Origin of the sequence: Pseudoclavibacter sp. CFCC 13611 (assembly GCF_008831225.1) — a bacterium.
Classification (GTDB): Bacteria; Actinomycetota; Actinomycetes; order Actinomycetales; family Microbacteriaceae; genus Pseudoclavibacter_A.
Genome location: NZ_WBKE01000002.1, coordinates 912,780 through 932,042, shown reverse-complemented (window position 1 = coordinate 932,042; position 19,263 = coordinate 912,780). Strand labels below are relative to the sequence as shown.

Sequence of the window (19,263 nt, the reverse complement as noted above, 5' to 3'; positions counted from 1 at the left end):
CGATGATATGTGATCGGTGCAATTCCGGGACTACTGGCCGCGCCGTGCGAAGAGGATCATGAGACAGGTGAACGACGATCAGAGCAACGACCAGAGCAACGACCAAGCCAGAGCGGCCACTATCGAGCCGCGCCAGGGAGGCTCCCTCGCGCAGGCGCAGGCGCAGGCGCAGACGGCGCCCGTGTCGTGGGCGAACCGCGTCGGCGCGGTCGTACCGGGACTCGCCGTCAGCGCCGTCGGCATGGGGCTCGCCCTGCTGGTGAGCTCCTGGCTGCCTGTGCTCAGCCCCATGCTCGTGGCGATCGTGCTCGGCGTGCTGCTGCGCAACCTGGGCGGCGTGCACCGCATTCTCGAACCCGGCATCGCCAGCGCCGCGAAGCGGGTGCTGCGCATCGGCGTCGTGCTGCTCGGCCTGCAGCTCGTCTTCGGTGACGTCCTGGCGCTCGGGCCGGGCATGATCGTGGTCGTCGTCGCCGTGGTCGGCGTGGGCATCGGCTCTAGCCTGCTCGTCGGACGCTGGCTCGGGATGACGCCGAATCAGGTGCTGCTGATCGGCGGCGGCTTCTCGATCTGCGGCGCGGCAGCTGTGGCCGCGATCGACGGTGTGCTCGACGACGACCGAGACGAAGAGGTGGTCACGGCGGTCGCGCTCGTGGTGATCTACGGCACGGTGATGATTCCCCTGCTGCCGCTGATGGCCTCCGGACTCGGCCTGACCGAGCAGCAGACCGGTCTTTGGGCGGGAGCCTCCGTGCACGAGGTGGCGCAGGTCGTCGCCGTCGGCGGGGCCGTCGGATCCGGCGCGCTGGCAGCGGCCGTGATCGTGAAGCTCGCACGCGTTCTGCTGCTGGCTCCGGTGCTGACCGTGATCGGTCTGCAGCGCCGCCTGTCTGCGAGCGGGAAGGCTTCTGCGATCGACGGCACGCACACACACCGCCCGCCGATCATGCCGCTCTTCGTCGCAGGGTTCATCGCAATGGTCGTGATCCGCTCGCTCGGCATCGTTCCACAGCCCGTCGTCGATGTGGCGCACACGGCTCAGACGCTGCTGCTGACCGCCGCGATGTTCGCGCTCGGGGCCGGAGTGAAGCTCAGCATGATCCGCCGTCTGGGCGCACGGCCCTTCGTGCTCGCCCTGTCGACCACTGTCGTCGTCGCCGCGATCGGTCTCGGCGGCGTGCTGCTCTTCGGATGAGCGTCCACACGCGTACGCTGCACGGATGACCCATTCGTCTCGCCGTCTGCAGCGGCTGCTCGGCGTGCTTGCGGCCCTCGGCGTCTGCCTCGGCCTCTGCGTCGGCTGCTCGACGACAGCCCCCGACGCTCCCGCTCCGGCGACCGATTCGCCCAGCACCGCACCGTCGGATGACGTCTTACCGACAGATGAGGCCCCCGGCTCGACCGGTGATGCGGCGATTGCATCCGCTGAACCGCAGCCGAGCGCTGCAGACGCGCAGGCGGCGCTGCAGACGCTGGCATCGCTGCCGGTGAAGGGTCGCGCGCCGAAGACCGGCTATGCGCGATCCGAGTTCGGCAAGGGGTGGCGTGATCCCGACCGCAACGGCTGCGACGCGCGCAACGACGTGCTGGCCCGTGACCTCGTGGCCGTGCAGCTTCGGGGGCCGTGCACGGTGCTCTCGGGCACGCTTCACGACCCGTACACCGGGGGGACAATCGCCTTCGTGCGCGGAGACAAGACCTCGCAGGCGGTGCAGATCGACCATGTCGTCGCACTCTCAGACGCCTGGCAGAAGGGCGCGCAGCAGCTGAGTGCCGATCAGCGGCTCGAGCTCGCCAACGACCCGCGCAACCTGTTGGCGGTCGACGGCCCGACGAACACGCGCAAGGGCGACGGAGACGCCGCGACCTGGCTGCCACCGAACAGATCGTTCCGCTGCTCGTACGTCTCGCGGCAAATCGTGGTGAAGTCGGCCTATTCGCTGTGGGTGACGCAGGCAGAGGCCGAGGCCATGCGGCACGTGCTGTCGAGCTGCTGAGGTCGGGCGGTCGCGTTCTTCGCGCTGATGAGGTAGTGTGGTGCACTTGGTGAGCATTCGTGCTCGCTCGCGTCGTAGAACGCCTCTTGAGCTCTGTACGAGCCCGCGCTGACCTCGCCCCGAGCTGGGACCCAGCGCAGAGATCTCTTTCATACGGCGAACGGATGCGCCGACCGGCGCCTTCGCCAATCAGTCACCAGGACGGTGCGCCATGCATGTGCATGGCGGTCTCATCGTGCCCCGGGTGACGCAAGCGGTCGTGGAGACTGCGGAAAGTCACACACATCATGACGACTCAGAAGACCTTCGCCGAACTCGGCGTTCCCGCACCGCTCGTCTCGGTGCTCGAGGCTGACGGCAAGACCGAGGCCTTTCCCATCCAGGCAGACACGCTGCCCGACACGCTGCGCGGCCGCGACGTGCTCGGCCGCGGCAAGACCGGCTCGGGCAAGACCCTCGCGTTCTCGCTGCCTCTGGTCTCACGCCTGGCCGGCGAGTTTGCCGGCGGCAAACGCCGCCCCGGGCAGCCCGTCGCGCTCGTACTTGCCCCCACCCGTGAGCTTGCGACGCAGATCGAGACGGTGATCGAACCGCTCGCCAGCGCCTACGATCTGCGTACGACCACGATTTTCGGCGGGGTGAAGCAGCAGCGCCAGGTCAGCGCTCTGAAAGCAGGCGTCGACATCGTCGTGGCCTGCCCGGGTCGCCTCGAAGACCTCATGAAGCAGGGCTTCGTGAGTCTCGACGCCGTGGAGATCACCGTGCTCGACGAGGCCGACCACATGGCCGACCTGGGATTCCTGCCGGCGGTCACCCGCATCCTCAACGCGACCCCCAAGAACGGTCAGCGTCTGCTCTTCTCGGCCACGCTCGACAACGGCATCGACAAGCTCGCCAACCGCTTTCTGCACGACCCGATTCTGCACTCGGTCGACGAGGCGAACTCGCCGGTCGCCAAGATGACGCACCACGTCTTCGAGGTCAGCTCGCCTGACGTCAAGAAGGCGGTCGTCGAGCGCCTCGCCTCCGGAACCGGCCGACGCATCCTCTTCATGCGAACCAAGCACCATGCCAAGCGTCTCGCGCGCCAGCTCACGGCCAACGGCATTCCCGCCGTCGACCTGCAGGGCAACCTCTCGCAGAACGCCCGTGAGCGAAATCTGGCGAAGTTCGAGTCGGGCGAAGTCAAAGTCATGGTCGCCACCGACGTCGCCGCGCGCGGCATCGACGTGCCTGAAGTCGAGTTGGTGATCCACGTCGATCCGCCGGCAGAGCACAAGGCCTACCTGCACCGTTCGGGTCGTACCGCGCGCGCCGGCCATCAGGGCGACGTCGTGACGATCTGCCTGCCCGAGCAGCGCCGCGACCTCAAAGGGATGCTGCGCCAGGCCAAGATCTCGGTCGAACCGATCAAGGTGACCGCCGAGTCGCCTGAGGTCGTCGAACTGGTCGGCGAAGCGGCGCCGTATGTCGCCCCGAAGCCCCCGGAGACGCCCGAGGGCAACCGTCGGCAGGGACGCGGCAAGTCGCGTCGTCGTCGCGGTGAGGGGCAGGGCACGGGTCAGCGTGACGGCTCGCATGAGTCGCGCGGTGGGCGCGGCGGCCACAACTCGCACAGCCGAGACTCACGCGGCGACTGGAACGGCTCGGACTCACGCGGACGCCGTGACGGCGCCCGTCGTGACGGCGGTCGTGCGGCGGAATCACGCGGCGGTCGCTCGCGTCGCTCGGGCGACGGCATCGCCTCGACGCACGGCTCGGGCCCGCGCAGCGGTTCGTCGTCGAAGCAGGGCGGTCAGCGCTCCGGCGGCGCCGCTCGGTTCTCGAGCAAATCGGGAGTCGGCCAGCTCGCCGGTTCGCGCGGCAAGGGCGGTCAGCGCCACGGGAGGTAGACGCTGCTCTGCGGTCGGGACGGGCACAGTCGTTAAACTGCCAGCATGAGATTCCTCGCCACGGCAGACTGGCAGCTCGGCATGACCGCAGGCTTTCTCGAGCCCGAGGCGCGGCCCAGATTCGTCCAGGCGCGTTTCGACGTGCTGCAGCGCATCACCCGCCTCGCGGCCGAGCGAAAGGCGCAGTTCGTCGTGGTGTGCGGCGACGTCTTCGAGACGAACCAGCTCGATCGGTCGGTGATCGCGCGCACCTTCGAGGCGCTGCGCGACTCCACCGTGCCGATCTACCTGCTTCCGGGCAACCATGACCCGCTCGACTCCGCTTCCATCTACGACGCGGAGGAGTTCACGGCACGGCGGCCCGAACATGTGCACGTCATTCGTGACAGCGCTCCGGTGGCCGTGGCGGCCGACGTCGAGCTCGTTGGGGCGCCCTGGTTCTCGAAACGCCCCGATGCCGACCTCGTCGCGGCAGCCTGCGCCGATCTGGTGCCCCCGGCATCCGGCGTGACCCGGGTCGTGGCCGGGCACGGGGCGGTCGCGACGCTGAACCCGGATGCGACCGACCCGGCGACGATCGACGACGGTGCCCTCGGCGCGCTCATCACCGCGGGGATGGTGCACGTCGCCGTCTTGGGCGACCGACATGCCACCGCAGAGGTCGGCGCGGGCATCTGGTATCCGGGCACGCCTGAGGTGACGGCTCGTCGCGAGGTCGATCCGGGGAACGTCTTGGTCGTCGACGTCGACCCAGACGCAGATCTGTCGGAACGCGTGCAGGTCGAACGCGTGCACGTGGGCGCGTGGCGGTTTGAGACGGTCGCCGAGACGCTGCAGGATGCCGACGATCTCGCACGGCTGCGCGGGCGCCTCGAACGGATTCCGGACAAGGCTCGAACCGGCGTCTGGCTGATGCTGCAGGGCACGCTCTCGACCTCGTTGCGCGCTCGTCTTGACGCACTGATCGACGAGTTCTGCGATCTGTTCGCGCTGATCAAGATCTGGGAGAGCCACAGCGATCTGGTCGTACGACCGGACGACGGCGACTTCTCAGACCTGCATCTGACCGGCTTCGCCTCGGCGGCGCTGACCGAGCTGATCGGTCGGGCCGAGGACACTTCTGCCGCAGACGCGCGCACCAGCGTGGCGGTCGAGCGCGACGTCGAGCGCGAGAACGATGGTGAGACGGCGAACGGGAACGTGGCAGAAGAGTCCGATCCCGAATTCGACCAGGCCGTGCGGGCAGCGCTCGAAGCTGCCGACGGAGAGAACGTCGGCGGGGAGCAGGCATCGGGGGTCAGGACCGCACAGGACGCGCTCTCACTGCTGTATCGGTTGACCGGAGGCGCGCGATGAGACTCACCCAGATCGAACTCACCGACTTTCGCGGCATCAGTCATCGCACGATCGCGTTCGGGGCAGGCGTCACTGTGGTGGAGGGGCCGAACGAGGTCGGCAAGTCGTCGGTGCTCGAGGCCTTGCACCTGGTGCGCGAGTACAAATCGAGCTCGAGGCATCGCTCGATCAGGAACGTGCAGCCCGTGGGGCGCGATGCCGGGCCCGAAGTCGCCATCGACATGCAGACCGGCCCGTACACGCTGACGATGCGCAAACGGTGGCTGGTGCAGCCGATCACCGAGCTGGCCGTGACTGCGCCCAAAGGCGAGTCGCTCTCGGGCGATGACGCGCACGATCGTTTCGTGCAGATTCTGCGAGAGACCGTCGACATGGGGCTGCTGCACGCCCTGGAAGTGCAGCAGGGCGACTCGCTCGACCAGCCGGAACTGGCACAGCTGCCGGCTCTGCAGACGGCGCTTGAGACGTCGGCAGACGACTTCGACGGGTATGACGAGCTGCTCGCTCGGGTCGAAAGCGAGTACACACAGTACTTCACCGCCACCGGGCGCCCGGTCAGAGCGGTCAGAGACGCTCGCCAGCAGCTGGCCGACCTGGCCCGGCAGTACAGAGATCTGCGGGATCGCAGCCGCGAGATGGACGAGGCCGCTGATGCCCATGCCGTCTGCCGGCGTCTGGCCGCCGACACCGCAGAGCGTCTGGAGCAGGCACGCACAGACGTCGCCGCTCTGACCCGCAGCAGCGCCGAGCTGCGTGTGCTGCAGGAAGGGCTGGCCTCGGCAGAGCGGGAGCACGAGAGCGCACAGCAGCGGCTGGGCGCACTGCGCGACCAGCTGCAGGCAAGACGTGCGCTGAACGATGAGCTCGAGGATCTGAAACAGCAGGCAGAGACACAGCGAGTCGAGGCGGAACGACTGGAGCTGAGTCAGACCGATGCGCAGACGCATGCCCGGCAGACGGCCGAACGGGTCGCCTCGGCGACGACGGCTCTGGCAGACGCCCGCGAACGGGCACGCCGCTGCGAACACGAACTGAGCCGGCGGCGCGACCATGACGAGCTGAATCGGCTCGGCGTTCAGCTGGAGCGCGCCACCGCGTCAGAGGCACAGCTCCGTGCGGCTGAAGCCGTGCTGCGGGTGCAGCATATCGATGACAAGAAGCTCAGACGCCTGACGAAACTGCAGACCGAAGTGCACGTGGCGACGCGAATGCGAGACGCGGCTGCTGCGCAGGTCACGGCCACGCGTCTCGGCGGCGATGCGGTTGTGCTTGACGGCAGCGCCCTCGACGCCGGCGCAGTTCGTGAGGTCGCCGTGCACGACCACGTGCGCATCGAGGTCGAGGGAGTCGTGCGCGTCGACGTCGCACCTGCGGCCAAGACCAGCGAACTCGATGCCGACGTGCAGCACGCGCAGTCAGCCCTCGAACGTGCGTTGAGCAGAGACGGAGTCGCCACCTTCGAAGACGCCGAGCAGTCTGCCGAACTGCGTCGCACGGCGGACGCTGAGCGGCAGCGGGCCGAGACCGAGCTGCGGGCGCTGCTCGAGGTCGACGACGACGTTCCGGAAGCGATCGCCGAACTGCGAGCCCGCGTCGAAACCCTGCGAGCTCGCCTGCACAGCGATGACGAGCCGCGCGAGCCAGACAAAGCTGCAGAGCCGGGCCGACGCGACTCGGCCGATCTGTCCGTGCTCGAATCGCGATCGTCGGATGCCCGTGATCGACTCGACGACACCGAGCATGAGGTCGCCCTCGCGCAGCAGGCGAACGAACGTGCGCGCGAGCGGCTGACGGAGGCCGCCACTGCGGCGGTGCGAGCGGCCGAGGCCTACAAGGCGGCGCTTGCCGAATGCGAACGGCTGACCGTCAGAATCGACAACGACCGACAGTCACTCGGCGACGTCGCTCTCAACGAGCTTGTGGATCAGGCAGAGGGCTCTCTGCAGTCGGCTGCCGAAGGCGTCGAACAGGCGAAACGACGCCTGCAGAATGCCGACGCAGAGAAGATCGAGCTGCAGGCCGAGAATGCTCGGCGGCTGGTGCAGAGCACCACCGCCGAGCTCGAAGACGTGCGCACTCAGCGCGACGAGCTGCAGGGGCGGCTCAAACTGCTGGCGGGGGAGGGCATCTACGATCGCCTGCAGGTGGTGTGCACCGATCTCGTGACGGCGCACGAGCAAGTGGCGCGAACCAACCGCGCCGCACAGGCGGTGTCGACACTGCGCGAGACGCTGCTGCGGCACCGCGACGAAGCCCAGCAGCGCTACGTGGCTCCGTTCCGACGCCAGATCGAACGGCTGGGGCGCAGCGTCTTCGGACGCGACTTCGCCGTCGAGGTGAGCCCGACGCTGCAGATCGCATCGAGAACCCTCAACGGGCGCACCATCCCGTTCGACTCGCTGTCAGCCGGCGCTCGAGAGCAGCTGGCACTCATCGGCAGACTCGCCTGCGCTCAGCTGGTCTCGTCAGACGACGGCGCACCCGTCGTGCTTGACGACACGCTCGGCTTCGCCGATCCGGAGCGACTGGAGATGCTGAACGCGGTGCTCAGCCAGCTGGGCGGCACGGCGCAGGTGATCGTGCTGACGTGCCAGCCGCGACGCTTCGCTCGCATCGGGGGAGCCAAACAGGTTCATCTCACTCGCGCGGAGCACTGGGCAGGTCGTTGATCGCTCGTATCAGCTGGAACAGATGGCCGATCTGACGTGAGTCCGGCGTGAGCATGAGACGAGGCAGATCGACCTTGTCGTGATCGCGCGTTTCGGGCCGCAGCGGTTCGGTGCGGCAGATGGCCGCATCGGGGGTCAGATACGAGAATCGCCGGTTGAGGTCGGCGATCTCGTCGTCTGTCGGAGCGTTGCGCAGCCGGAGGATCAGGCGGCTGCCCACCCAGCGCAGCGAGTCGTAGTTGTTCCAGAAATGTGCGATCTCGTGCACGGCCTCGTCGACCGAGTCGGTGATCATCACGCGGTCGAGATCGTCTGGCGAAACCACTCCAGACGGAATGAGCTGATCGTCGACGAAACGGCGAAGGCCGCTCCAGAAGCCGCCGATCGGGCGTGGAGGAGCCTCGTCGGCGGCAGGATCATAGCCGGCTCGATTTCGGGCGCGGCTCGCGTGCGCAGACACGGCTTCCGTCGGAACGCCCTCGGCAGGACGGTCGAGCAGCACGATCGGGGTGGGCACCGACTTGCCTGTCTGCTGCAGAGTCAACAGCTCGAAGAGCTCGTCGAGCGTGCCGAACCCGCCAGGGATGCACACGAACCCCTGCGACTCTTTGACCAGCATGAGCTTTCGCGTGAAGAAGTACTTCATGCTGACCAGATTGGTCTCGTCGGTGAAAGTCGGGTTGGGCGATTCGAACGGCAGCCGGATGGCCACACCGATCGAGCTCTCCGGTCCGGCTCCCTCGGTGGCCGCCTGCATGATGCCAGGGCCTGCTCCGGTGACGACGAGCCAGTTCATCGCCGCCAGCCGTTCTGCGACGTCACGAGCCATCTGGTAGACGACGTCGTCGGGTTTGGTGCGCGCAGACCCGAAGACTGTGACCTTGGGGCGCCCGTCGAAGCGCGCGAACAGCTGAAACGCCTGCCTCATCTCTGAGATCGCACTCGAAGCGATCTTCAGATTCAGTCGATCGGCGCCGTCTTCACCGAGACCGAGGCCCTCAATGACGATGCGTTCGACCAGATCGGCATCATCGGTGATGCCGCACTCCTCGATGAGCTCGCGCACCTGCCCCAGCTGGCGCTCCGGAGTCGACGGTAGGTCGACGGAGGCAGGATCTGGGCTGTGGGAAATCGACTGTGCGGACATATCTCCAGCATGTCACAGGGGAGCGACCAGAACGTGAACGTCGCTCCGATCATCGGTGAGCAGCCCGAACGACAGTCGGGATGGGAAGCAGAGACCGACGGCCCCTGCGACATGCAGACGCCCGGATTATGTCAGCTCGCACATTGCTGGCAGTCGCCGGGGCGCGTGACAATGTTTCGAAGTTCGAGCTGATCGAGCTCGTCACAACAGGCAAAGGCGGTTGTTATGACTCAAGAGATGAAGGTGCACATTCTCTCCACCGGAGTGATGGAATGTGACTACACCTGGCTGCTGCTCAAAGCAGGCAGCACCATCGTCGATCGACATCACAAAGACCAGAAGCCCCGGTGGGATGACTGCCCCACGCATGCGGTGCTGGTCGAGCATCCAGAGGGGCGACTGCTCTGGGACACCGGTGTTCCTCGTGACTGGGAGACACGGTGGAAGCCCACCGGCTTCGAGGAGTTCTTCCCGGTGAAGGAAGATCCCGAGGGCCCCGGCTACCTCGACAGCGCGCTCGCCGACCTCGGTCTGACCCCGGACGACATCGACGTGCTGGTTCTCTCACACCTGCACTTCGACCACGCATCCAACACGAAGCTCTTCAACCCGGAGCGCACGCGGATCATCGCGAACTCCGACGAGATCGCCGGTGCCTTCGCGATCGACGGCGTCTTCGCCGGGGCGCACCTGGTCTCTGACTACGACGGCGTCAAGATGGAGGCCGTCTCAGGAGACCAGGAGATCTGGCCGGGTGTCTCGGTCATCTTCACCCCCGGTCACACATGGGGCACGATGTCCCTGCGCGTCGATCTGCCGAATGACGGCACGAAGATCTTCACGTCGGACGCCGTGTACCTCGGCGAGAGCTACGGGCCGCCCGCCATCGGCGCCGGTATCGTCTGGGACAGCGTGAAGTGGCTGGAGTCGGTCGAGAAGCTGCGCGGCATCGCCGATCGCACACAGGCTGAGCTGATCTTCGGCCACGACCCGGAGCAGCGCAAGCAGCTGCGGCTCGCCCCCGAGGGCGGCTTCTACAGCTGATGATTCTGTACGACTTTCGCTGCGCGAACGGGCACGGCTTCGAGGCGGTCGTCGACGAACAGACGGCCACCGACCCGCTGTGCCCGACGTGCGGCGCTGCCGGCGCCCGGCTGATCTCGACGCCGACGGTCGGCGGCAGCTGTTCGGCCGGCCTGGGCGAGGGTGAGCTGCCGCAGACGTGGACGGCCGCAGACCGCGGTGACCGCGAGACCGTCGATCGGTGGCGCGCACAGGCACTGCGCCGCGAGCGTCTGACCGAACGCTTTCCCGAGATCGCGGGCGACCGCCGGCCCGTGGTCGCTCATGAAGGCGTCTTCGAGCAGCGTCCGCTGCGGGCCGGCGAAGACGTCGACCATGCGCTGCGAGAGGCGAAGGAGATCAGTCTCGATCATGCCGACCGGCAGGCGTTCGAGCGCCGCAACGGCTGATTCCGAGCCGAGACTGCGAGCAGAAGAAGGGCACCATGACGGTCACGATCGATGAGGGCGGCATTCTGCATGGCGACGCAGCTCGTGACCGCATGCTGGTCGGTGTGCGTACGCTCAGTCGTCTGGTCGGCGTCACGCTCGGCCCTGCCGGACGCAACGTCGTGATCGGTCTGCCAGACGGCCGTGTCATCACGACCAACGACGGTGCGACAATCGCCCGCAGCATCCGCCTCGACGACCCGATCGCAGACATGGGCGCCCAGCTGATCTGCACCGCCTCGAGCGCGGCCGATTCGGCGGCGGGAGACGGCACCACCACTGCGACCGTTCTCGCCGAGGCGTTCATCGCCTTGGGCCTGCGCCACATCGCGAGCGGAGATGATCGTCAGACGGTGGCTGCGCGTCTTCGAGGCCTGGCGGATCGCGCTGCCGGCCTCGTCGCCCGTCATGCGGTCACGGTTCGTTCGACGGACGCCGTGGCCGAGATCGCGGCGCTGGCCGCCGGAGACCGGGAGGTCGGCGCGACCATCGCGGCAGCGGTCGACCGCGCGGGGAAGCTCGGCGTGGTGACGGTGCAGGAAGGGACATTGGGCGGAAGCGGCGGAGCCTCGTCGCTCATCGATGTCGAAGAGTCTTCGGCGATGGCTCTGGACGCCCGTCTCGTCGATGAGCGATTTTCGTCGCCGGCGGGCTCGGCCCGATCACCGCACGGTCTGCTGATCGCCGATGAACCGCTCATCGTGGTGGTCGACGCCGAGATCACGAGCGGCGAGGAGCTGATCGCCCCGGCCCGCGTGGCCCACGAGTCAGGTCGGGCGCTGGTCGTCGTAGCGCACGAGTTCAGCGCGGACGCCCGGGCCATGCTGCTGACGAACAGCAGGCAGGCGGGGCTGTTCGCTCTGCCTCTGGTCGCGCCGAGCAGCGGGATCCGACGTTCGGACCTGCTTGAGGACCTCGCCGTGTCGGTGGGCGCCACGCTGCTCGGCGGGCCTGAGCTCCCTGTGCGCCGGTGTCGTGCCGACGACTTGGGCAGCGCCCGACAGGTCGTCGTCCGCGATGTGGCGCGACAGGTGCAGCTCGGTGCGACGAGCGCTTCGGCCGGCACGACGACGTTCTCAGGGGGAGCGGCAGATCCACAGCTTCTGCTCGCCCGAGTCGACCGGCTGCGCAGGGCGCTTGCGCTGGCGGTCGATCCGTTCGACGCCGAGCAGCTGCACCTGCGGCTGGCTCGACTCGCTGGACGAACCATCACGCTGCGGGTCGGCGGGCAGACGCAGTGGGAGCGCTCAGAGCGTCGGCTCCGAGTCGACGACGCACTGCACTCGGCGCTCTCAGCTCTGCGCAGCGGTTGCGTGGCCGGTGGCGGAGCCACGCTCGCTGCGGCCGCAGAGGCCCTGCAGGCATGCGAAGTCGATGCGTTCGCCCGGGAGTTCGCCGATGTGCTGCTCGTGCCGCTGCGCACGATCGCAGAGAACGCCGGGCGAGACGGAGCCTCGATCGCTCGGCGGCAGATGGAGCTGCTGCGGGAGGCAAGGCACAGCTCGACTGACGACTCGGGTGACTCGTGGCGACTCGGGTACGAGGCCTCTGCCGGACGCTGGTGCGACCTCTTCGAGGCGGGCGTCATCGACTCGGCCGTGACGGTCGAACGGGCGCTGACCTCGGCCGCCTCGGCTGCTGCTGTCTACCTGACCTCAGAGGCCGTCGTACCGAGGAGCCAACAGGTGGTCTCTTTCACCGAGACCACCACCGGACACCACCGTCACTGACGGGCTGATTCCACGGTCAGTGCGTGCCTGCGCGCGATGCCCGGCAGCGGAGGGCGACGGGGTCAGTGCGCCTCATCGGCGTCGGTGGACGCGCCCCTGGAGGTTCTGGGCGGCCAGCTCGAGCAGCAGCGCCGCAAGTCGGTTCGACTGCAGATAGTCGAAGATGTCGAGGTCGCCGGCCAGATGATTCTCGCAGAGCCTGAGCCATGCGTAGCCGAGCGCAGTCGTGACGCCGCCGGCGACCGCGCCGGTGATCACCCACCCGGCGCCCGGCACGAGCTTCAGCAGGCTCGTGGCGAGTGTCTTGCCGGCAAGGGCGCTGGTCAGCTGAGCGACCAGCGCGACCGTCGCCTGCTTGGTCAGCGAGATGCCGTAGATCGAGGCGATCCTGCGCAGCATACCCACCTGCACGGCCATCAGCGGCACCGCATCTGCGACGGGAATGGGAATCGCACCGATCCCCGTGGCGGTCGTCGACGCCAGAGCGACGACCTTACGCGCGGCGCCGTGCTTGACGGCGATGCTGACGCTTTGTGCCGCGGCCAGCGCCGCGCTCACGCCTTTTGGGGCCGCTTCGAGGGACACCTCCACAAGATGTTCGAGGCCGAAGGCCTGTGTGCCGGAGAACGGGTCGTCCACTGCGGCGATCGGCACCGGCCTGCCCGTTTCGATGGGCAGCCGCAGCGACGTGAGATAGTCGACGAACTGCTGCACGTCGGGAGGAAAGCCGATGCTGGCCTTCCATGGTGTCTGCGTGATCACGAGGAACACGGGGACGTCGAGAGCCGCAAGATCTTCGACGAGACGTCGCTGAGTCTGATCGAAGCGTCGATCGGCCGCCTTGATGCAGAACCAGATGCCGTGGATGGGCTCGCCGGCCTTCGCACGCTCGGCATAGGTCTTCTTGAACGAACGCACCACATCGCGCAGCTGATCGAAGCTCTCGACTCCTTTGAAGTCGTAGAGGCCGAGAGTGCCTTCGTCGTTCGTGTACAGCGAGACCTGCTGCGTGACCGGAGCGCCGACGCCGGTAGCCGCCAGATCCTCGCCGAAGACGGCGTTGATCAGCGTGCTCTTGCCGGCACCGGTCGCCCCGATCACCGCGAGGTTGTATCGCGGCAGCTGCGCCTCATCCCACGCCTCGTCCAGGCGCCCCTGAGGGTCATGACCCAGCTGTTCGGTCATGCCCGCTTCTGCAGCCCGTCGACGAAGCCCTTGACCTGGTCGAAGGTCTCTTTGCGGCCCAGCAGCAGATAAGCGGTCGGACCGACCCAGTTGAGCGCGAGCGCACCGGCCCAGAGCGCCTTCGGGCCGTTGATCTGCGACTCGGGACGCTTCACGAGATCCGAGCCGGCATAGGCGGCCAGTGCGAGCTGTGCGGCGCCGGCCACGAAGCCGAAGACCTTCGAACCGCCCTTGACTCTGCCTTTGACTTCGCCTTTGGTCTCGAGCGCCTGATCTTTGAGCTTTGCCATTGATGCCTCCTCGATTGCCGTGACCACATCGGACGATGCCGTCGTGTGCCCAGCCTAGTGCGTTCGTGCGACAGGGGCCGGATGGTGCGCCGGCGTCTCGTGCCTCGGCTCGCCATACCGGCCGGCCGAGTCCCATGCGAGCCGGTGCACCTGAGCGATCGTTACCTCCAGTGACGCCGAAAGATGTGCCCGAGCGGGATGAGATGGCTTACTGATGCAGTCATGTCAGCGACCTCAGGAGGATCAATCATGCGACCACAACGGAGGAATCGACTGCTTGCCGTGGTTCTCTCGGCGGCCACGGCATCCACACTGCTCGCAGGATGCTCTGCCGCCGACCAATCGGCACAGGCAGTGGGCGAGCCCAAGTCAGGCGGCACGGTCACCTACCTCGAGCCGCAGGCCTTTAGCGGGCTCTACCCGCCCGCAGCCGGCTTCTACCCGAACGGCAGCATCGTCAACAACCTCACCGACCGGCTGCTTTATCAGAACCCCGAGACGCTGGAGCTCGAGCCCTGGATCGCGAGTGCACTGCCCGCTGTGAACGCGGACGCAACCGAGTACACGTTCAGGCTGCGCGAAGGGGTGACCTACTCGGACGGCACGCCGCTCGACGCCGCCAACGTCGTCAAGAACTTCGACCTCTACGGCAAGGGGGACAAGCAGCGCAAGCTGACCGTCTCGGAGGCATTGAACAACTATGACCATGCCGAGGCCGTCGACGAACACACCGTTCGCTTCCACTTCTCGGCACCTGCCCCGGGGTTCGCTCAGGCGACGTCGACCATCAACTCCGGCCTGCTGTCGAACGCCACCCTCGATCGCGACTCCGAGGGCTTCGCGCCCGGGCAGGCGAAGCAGATCGTCGGCAGCGGCCCGTTCGTCGTCACCGACGAGCAGCTGAACACGGAGTACACGCTCACGGCTCGTGAAGGGTACGACTGGGCGCCGCCGTCGCTCGCGCATCAGGGCAGAGCTCGCGTCGATGCGGTGAAGGTGGTCGTGACACCTGAGAGCAGCATTCGGGTGGGCACGCTCGTCGCCGGTCAGGCTGACGTTGCCCGCCAGATCGATCCGCCGGATGAGGCGCAGGTCACCGGCGCAGGACAGAGTCTGCACGTCGCCAGCACGAACGGCATCGACAACGCGCTGCAGTTCCGGTTCAGAGATCGACGGCTCAGCGACATCCGAGTGCGGCAGGCGCTCATCGCGGGTGTCGACCGGCAGCAGATACTCGATCAGCTCTACACGGCGAGCTATCCGCTGGCCACCTCGCCGCTGGCGAAGAGCGCACTCGGCTACAAAGACGAATCGGCCGCCTACCGCTACGACCGACCGCGGGCACGTGATCTGCTGGACGAAGCCGGATGGCACGTCGGTGATGACGGCATTCGCACCAAGGACGGTGAACGGCTGACCCTCACCGTCAATCACGCCATCCCGCTGCCGAGATCGAAGGAGCTGGTCACGATCCTGCAGGAGCAGCTCAAAGAGGTGGGCGTCGAGGTGAGGCTCTTCCAAGGCGATCAGGCGGCGCAGAACGCCGCCGCTCTCGACCAGGACACGGTGCAGGTCTATCACCAGATGGTCGGGCGAGCCGACTACGACGTCATCAAGAGCCAGTACTCGGGCGACAATCGCAACGTCTTTCTGAACCTGGACAAGACCGACGGATCGTACGGCGACCCGCATCTCGAGGAGCTGCTGCACGCCGTGGCCAGCCGGCCGAGCGCCGAAGAGCGTCAGCGTGCGAGCGAAGCCGTGCAGGACTATGTCACCGAGCAGGCATATGTGCTGCCCATCTACGAAGAGCCCCTGGTCTATGGGACGAGCTCTGCGGTACAGGGGTTCGACACGGAATCGGTGGGGCGGCCGTCGTTCTACAGCCTCTGGCTGAACCGGTGAGGAGCTGAATCGCTGAATCGCTCAGCCGTCATCGTGTCAGTCGTGCGCGTCATCAGCCCGACGTAGCAGACATGTTCGTCTCCAAGCGCGCGGTGGCGCCCGATCGTGCGGACGGATTGCGATCAGCGGAGTGAGACTGACCGCCGGGTGTGGAAGTCGCGGACCATGTCCTCGATGGTCTCAGCCCACGGGGTCTCCTGCTCGCCGAGCTCGTTCCGTGCCGCAGAGTCATCGAGGACGAACGGCTCGGTGAACTGATAGGCGACTGTGCCCAGCTGACGCATCATCGGTGAGAAGAGACCGAGAGCGGTCAGCAGCCAGCCTGGAATCGGCTGGAGTCTCGGGTGCGTCTGTGCTGCCTGACCGTTCAGACGCACATCTGCGTCGAGCAGCGCCTGAGCGACGTCTCTGATTGCGCAGGCCGGAGCGCTGGGCACATGCCAGACGCGGCCCCACATGTGTTCGTCTTGCACCGCCCGCGCCAGCAGGCGCCCGAAGTCCCTGATCGCGGTCCACGTGTGTGGCTGGTCAGGATCTCCGATTGGATGTGCGGCCGCCCCGGAGAGCACCGGAACGACCAGCCGGTCGCCGGCGTGGGCCCCAGCTCCGGCTCCTGCTCCGAGGTAGTCGGAGCCGCGGATCTCCGTCGCCCGTATCCTGCCCTGCTTATGAGCGTCGAAGAGCGTCTCCCAGACTTCTGCACGCACTCGTCCCAGCGCAGACGGTGGGTCGATCTTTGAGGTCTCGCCGAGCGGAGAGGAGCCGAGTGCATAAGGGTACAGGTTGCCTGCGACTGTCAGCGATGCGTCATGCTGTGCCGCGATCGCGATGAGCTGCTGGGTGGCCCTCGGCCACATCCGCGACCATTGCGGGTACGGCCAGTTGCAACAGGCCACGATCGCCGACAGCCGCAGGGTGCGTACGGCTGCCAGCGCCTCGGGAGTCGTAATGTCGCAGGCGATCGACCGTGCCCCGCCAATGACGAGTGGATCGGTGTCGGGCAGTGGGCGACGTGTGGCCACGACGACGTCGTGACCCGCGTTCAGCAGGTGCTCGGCGGTGGAGCGGCCAAGTGCTCCGGCGCCGATGATGAGAGAAGTTGACATGGGTGGCTCCCGTCTGGGGCACGGCTCACCAGGGTGAGAGAACCTGCACCGTGAACAGTGTTCACTCATAGTGATGACTATAGTGAACACTGTTCACAAGCGCAACGGCAAATCACTGTTCTGAGAATGGAGACCCATGATGACTGTGCGGCGGGGTGAAGAAGCCTCGAGAATCGGAGACGCCCCGGAGCGACGAGTGCAGAGCAATGAGCACGACGCTGTTCGGCTGAGAATCCTTCGCGTTGCGGAGCATCAGCTTGCCACGGTAAGCCCGTCTCAGCTGTCGATGCGTGGCATCGCGCGAGAGCTGCGCGTCACGGTGGGGGCTCTGTATCGATACTTCGACGGGCGCGATGATCTGCTCACCGAGCTCATCGAGCGTGCCTACAGTGATCTGGCGCAGAGTATGAACGACGCTGACGCCGAAGTGCAGCATTCGGGCGGGTCTGCACGACAGCGCTGGATCGCGGTTTGGGAGGCAGCCTCTGCATGGTCGCAGAGACATATCCAGCGGTTCTACCTGATATACGGCACGCCAGTCATTGGATACGCCGCGCCGGATTCGACGGTCGAGCCAGCAGGGCAGGTGGTGCGCGTGCTGTTGAATGTCTATCTCGATGGCCACAGCAGCACGGGGATGAGCGAGACGCCCCTGGGGTGGACTTCCGCCGCGAACAGTGGCACAGTCGGGCCGCTGATCGCAGAGGAAGACCTGGAGCGTGTTCGGGGCTGGGTGCGGCAGCACGTCGGTGGAGCGAGGGGCGGTGCTGACATCGCCGACGGACTCTCTGCCGCTGAGGTGTTTGCGGTCATCAGCGCATGGACGGCCTTGATCGGCACGATTGCTTTCAGTCTTGGCAGTCACTATCGCGGCTCGATCGAGGACGTGCAGGTCTACCTGCGGTCTCTTGCCCTCGATCACGCGACGCGCCTTGGGCTGACGGACGTGACGCCGAATCTGGAGTGAGGCCGGTCTTGTGACATACCGCGCAGATGCCAGGCTTCGCCGGCTCGAAGGTCAGAACCCGAGGTAGCGTCCTGGGCGATGGTTGAGCGCGATGACCAGGTTCATGATCACCGCACCGATGGCCGAGAGCAGCACGTTCATCGGCGAGGTGACGGAGAACGAGGCGGCCACGATGATCACGTCCAACGCCATCTGCACGTAGCCGGCGCGCCATCCCCATCGATCCTGAATGATCAGGGCCATGATGTTGAACCCGCCGAGACTCGCGTGATGCCGAAAGAGGATCAGCAGGCCGATGCCGGCGAGCAGGTTTCCGGCGACCGCCCCGTAGACAGGATTCTCCGCCAGCGTTCCGAGCATCGCCGGGTGCAGGGGAGTGAGCGCCGACACGGCAGCGACCGCGATGACCGTGCGGATGGTGAAGTTCCATCCGCGCTGTCGCACCGCCAGCACGAAGAACGGCAGGTTGACCACCATGAACAGCACACCGAAGGGAACCGGCGTGGCGTAGGCCAGCAGCAGCGAGAGCCCCGCCGTGCCGCCGGTGACCACGCCCGCCGAGTGCAGCAGGTACAGCCCGAGCGACGCGGCGAACACACCACTGCCGATGCCGACGACGTCATCGAGGATGCTGTGGTGCTGTGCCGGATATCGGCGGTCGCTGGAGTCGCTGGCAGAGGTCATAGCACCGAATTCTACTTCGTGTCGGTGTCCTCCTCGGCCTGCCCATGCGCCTCGTCGTCAGAGGCCAGGATGCGGAAGAGCGCTTTGCGAGTGCGCTTGAGCTCGTCGATCGCCGCGTCTCGCTGCTGCTGCGTCGAGTGACGGAAGTCGCCGATGACGGTCATGAGCGCATGCGCCGCTTCGCGCAGTCCTCCGTGCTCGCCACGCTGAGGCCGGGCGTCCCAGATGTGTGCGATCTGCTCGGCGTGTTCGCGGACGTATGCGGCGCCTGCGGCGGTGAGTTCGTGGGCGCCGTTCTCTCCGCTTGCGGTGATGAGCCCCTCTTCGGTCAGCTGCTGCAGCGTGGGGTAGATCGACCCGGGGCTGGGGCGCCAGCTGTCGTCAGTGCGCTCGGCGATGCGTTTGATGATGCCGTAGCCGTTCGCCGGCTCGTCGTTCAGCAGCGACAGAATCGCCAGTCGGGTGTCGCCCCGGCGTGCACGGCCGCGCCCGCCGTGTCCGAAGCCGCCACGCGGGTCGAAGCCTGGACCTCCGAAGCCCGGTCCACCGAAGCCCGGTCCACCGAAGCCGGGACCGCCAGCGTCGGGGCCTCTGCCGTGTGACCGTCTGTGGCCGCGGTCGCCGAAGCCGCCGTCATGGCCGCATCCGTCGAAGCCGGGGCCGCCGAAGCCGGGCTCGTGATGGTGATGATGATTGTGATGCTCGTGTCTCACGATGTTCTCCTTTGTGACTATCGCGATATATCGCGATCTAGATGATCAGAAATATATACCGATATATCGAAAAGTGCAAGAGTGAGGCGGTCGATCTGATGCGAGGTGCAC

At 66.7% G+C, this 19,263-nt stretch carries 16 protein-coding genes; 10 read left to right on the top strand and 6 right to left on the bottom strand.

Annotated features, from left to right (window positions below):
* The first annotated feature begins 58 nt into the window (after positions 1–58).
* The 5 genes from F8O08_RS08495 to F8O08_RS08475 all read left to right on the top strand — a co-directional run bounded on the left by F8O08_RS08495 (position 59) and on the right by F8O08_RS08475 (position 7,914).
* Positions 59–1,195, top strand: a complete 1,137-nt coding sequence (locus tag F8O08_RS08495) for a YeiH family protein (RefSeq protein ID WP_158042571.1) — start codon at positions 59–61, stop codon at positions 1,193–1,195.
* Between the two features lie 25 nt (positions 1,196–1,220).
* On the top strand, positions 1,221–1,997 hold the full coding sequence (locus F8O08_RS08490) for an HNH endonuclease family protein (RefSeq protein ID WP_158042572.1): 777 nt from the start codon (positions 1,221–1,223) through the stop codon (positions 1,995–1,997).
* Between the two features lie 287 nt (positions 1,998–2,284).
* Positions 2,285–3,889, top strand: coding sequence for a DEAD/DEAH box helicase (locus F8O08_RS08485; RefSeq protein WP_158042573.1), 1,605 nt, complete (start codon positions 2,285–2,287; stop codon positions 3,887–3,889).
* 45 nt (positions 3,890–3,934) lie between these two features.
* Positions 3,935–5,245, top strand: a complete 1,311-nt coding sequence (locus F8O08_RS08480; protein WP_158042574.1) for a metallophosphoesterase family protein — start codon at positions 3,935–3,937, stop codon at positions 5,243–5,245.
* Positions 5,242–7,914, top strand: coding sequence for an AAA family ATPase (locus F8O08_RS08475; RefSeq protein WP_158042575.1), 2,673 nt, complete (start codon positions 5,242–5,244; stop codon positions 7,912–7,914). Before F8O08_RS08480 ends, F8O08_RS08475 begins: the two co-directional genes overlap by 4 nt.
* Here F8O08_RS08475 and F8O08_RS08470 read toward each other — a convergent pair.
* Complete coding sequence (locus F8O08_RS08470; RefSeq protein WP_158042576.1) at positions 7,883–9,061, bottom strand: LOG family protein; 1,179 nt, start codon at positions 9,059–9,061, stop codon at positions 7,883–7,885. The two genes, F8O08_RS08475 and F8O08_RS08470, sit on opposite strands and share 32 nt — an antisense overlap.
* 225 nt (positions 9,062–9,286) lie before the next feature.
* Between F8O08_RS08470 and F8O08_RS08465 the strand changes: the two genes are divergently transcribed.
* The 3 genes from F8O08_RS08465 to F8O08_RS08455 are packed head-to-tail and all read left to right on the top strand — an operon-like array spanning position 9,287 to position 12,302.
* Complete coding sequence (locus F8O08_RS08465; RefSeq protein WP_158037657.1) at positions 9,287–10,105, top strand: N-acyl homoserine lactonase family protein; 819 nt, start codon at positions 9,287–9,289, stop codon at positions 10,103–10,105.
* Positions 10,105–10,533, top strand: a complete 429-nt coding sequence (locus F8O08_RS08460; protein ID WP_158042577.1) for a zinc ribbon domain-containing protein — start codon at positions 10,105–10,107, stop codon at positions 10,531–10,533. The genes F8O08_RS08465 and F8O08_RS08460 overlap by 1 nt, the downstream gene beginning before the upstream one ends.
* 35 nt (positions 10,534–10,568) lie before the next feature.
* Positions 10,569–12,302: a TCP-1/cpn60 chaperonin family protein gene (locus F8O08_RS08455; RefSeq protein WP_158042578.1), complete on the top strand. Its 1,734-nt coding sequence runs from the start codon at positions 10,569–10,571 to the stop codon at positions 12,300–12,302.
* A gap of 72 nt (positions 12,303–12,374) precedes the next feature.
* On the opposite strand, the gene F8O08_RS08450 is transcribed toward F8O08_RS08455, so the two are convergent.
* Together F8O08_RS08450 and F8O08_RS08445 are read right to left on the bottom strand one after the other, a co-directional pair.
* Positions 12,375–13,487, bottom strand: a complete 1,113-nt coding sequence (locus F8O08_RS08450; protein ID WP_158042579.1) for a YcjF family protein — start codon at positions 13,485–13,487, stop codon at positions 12,375–12,377.
* On the bottom strand, positions 13,484–13,777 hold the full coding sequence (locus F8O08_RS08445) for a PLDc N-terminal domain-containing protein (protein ID WP_158031139.1): 294 nt from the start codon (positions 13,775–13,777) through the stop codon (positions 13,484–13,486). Before F8O08_RS08445 ends, F8O08_RS08450 begins: the two co-directional genes overlap by 4 nt.
* Positions 13,778–14,026: 249 nt before the next feature.
* Between F8O08_RS08445 and F8O08_RS08440 the strand changes: the two genes are divergently transcribed.
* The gene (locus tag F8O08_RS08440; RefSeq protein WP_158042580.1) at positions 14,027–15,682 is read left to right on the top strand and encodes a TIGR04028 family ABC transporter substrate-binding protein; all 1,656 of its coding nucleotides are present in this window, start codon (positions 14,027–14,029) and stop codon (positions 15,680–15,682) included.
* Between the two features lie 122 nt (positions 15,683–15,804).
* Here the strand turns inward: F8O08_RS08440 and F8O08_RS08435 are convergent, their stop codons facing one another.
* Positions 15,805–16,788, bottom strand: a complete 984-nt coding sequence (locus F8O08_RS08435) for an NAD-dependent epimerase/dehydratase family protein (protein ID WP_158037663.1) — start codon at positions 16,786–16,788, stop codon at positions 15,805–15,807.
* A gap of 136 nt (positions 16,789–16,924) precedes the next feature.
* Between F8O08_RS08435 and F8O08_RS08430 the strand changes: the two genes are divergently transcribed.
* Complete coding sequence (locus F8O08_RS08430) at positions 16,925–17,755, top strand: TetR/AcrR family transcriptional regulator (protein WP_158042581.1); 831 nt, start codon at positions 16,925–16,927, stop codon at positions 17,753–17,755.
* Between the two features lie 51 nt (positions 17,756–17,806).
* Here the strand turns inward: F8O08_RS08430 and F8O08_RS08425 are convergent, their stop codons facing one another.
* Positions 17,807–18,439, bottom strand: a complete 633-nt coding sequence (locus F8O08_RS08425; RefSeq protein WP_158037665.1) for a YitT family protein — start codon at positions 18,437–18,439, stop codon at positions 17,807–17,809.
* An 11-nt stretch (positions 18,440–18,450) separates the two neighbouring features.
* Positions 18,451–19,152, bottom strand: a complete 702-nt coding sequence (locus F8O08_RS08420; protein ID WP_158042582.1) for a PadR family transcriptional regulator — start codon at positions 19,150–19,152, stop codon at positions 18,451–18,453.
* Positions 19,153–19,263 lie beyond the last annotated feature (111 nt).

Bases quoted from the DNA above. Each gene is read 5' to 3' on its own strand.
- F8O08_RS08495 (WP_158042571.1), top strand. From the start codon at position 59: ATGAGACAGGTGAACGACGATCAGAGCAACGACCAGAGCAACGACCAA.
- F8O08_RS08490 (WP_158042572.1), top strand. From the start codon at position 1,221: ATGACCCATTCGTCTCGCCGTCTGCAGCGGCTGCTCGGCGTGCTTGCG.
- F8O08_RS08485 (WP_158042573.1), top strand. From the start codon at position 2,285: ATGACGACTCAGAAGACCTTCGCCGAACTCGGCGTTCCCGCACCGCTC.
- F8O08_RS08480 (WP_158042574.1), top strand. From the start codon at position 3,935: ATGAGATTCCTCGCCACGGCAGACTGGCAGCTCGGCATGACCGCAGGC.
- F8O08_RS08475 (WP_158042575.1), top strand. From the start codon at position 5,242: ATGAGACTCACCCAGATCGAACTCACCGACTTTCGCGGCATCAGTCAT.
- F8O08_RS08470 (WP_158042576.1), bottom strand. From the start codon at position 9,061: ATGTCCGCACAGTCGATTTCCCACAGCCCAGATCCTGCCTCCGTCGAC.
- F8O08_RS08465 (WP_158037657.1), top strand. From the start codon at position 9,287: ATGACTCAAGAGATGAAGGTGCACATTCTCTCCACCGGAGTGATGGAA.
- F8O08_RS08460 (WP_158042577.1), top strand. From the start codon at position 10,105: ATGATTCTGTACGACTTTCGCTGCGCGAACGGGCACGGCTTCGAGGCG.
- F8O08_RS08455 (WP_158042578.1), top strand. From the start codon at position 10,569: ATGACGGTCACGATCGATGAGGGCGGCATTCTGCATGGCGACGCAGCT.
- F8O08_RS08450 (WP_158042579.1), bottom strand. From the start codon at position 13,487: ATGACCGAACAGCTGGGTCATGACCCTCAGGGGCGCCTGGACGAGGCG.
- F8O08_RS08445 (WP_158031139.1), bottom strand. From the start codon at position 13,777: ATGGCAAAGCTCAAAGATCAGGCGCTCGAGACCAAAGGCGAAGTCAAA.
- F8O08_RS08440 (WP_158042580.1), top strand. From the start codon at position 14,027: ATGCGACCACAACGGAGGAATCGACTGCTTGCCGTGGTTCTCTCGGCG.
- F8O08_RS08435 (WP_158037663.1), bottom strand. From the start codon at position 16,788: ATGTCAACTTCTCTCATCATCGGCGCCGGAGCACTTGGCCGCTCCACC.
- F8O08_RS08430 (WP_158042581.1), top strand. From the start codon at position 16,925: ATGATGACTGTGCGGCGGGGTGAAGAAGCCTCGAGAATCGGAGACGCC.
- F8O08_RS08425 (WP_158037665.1), bottom strand. From the start codon at position 18,439: ATGACCTCTGCCAGCGACTCCAGCGACCGCCGATATCCGGCACAGCAC.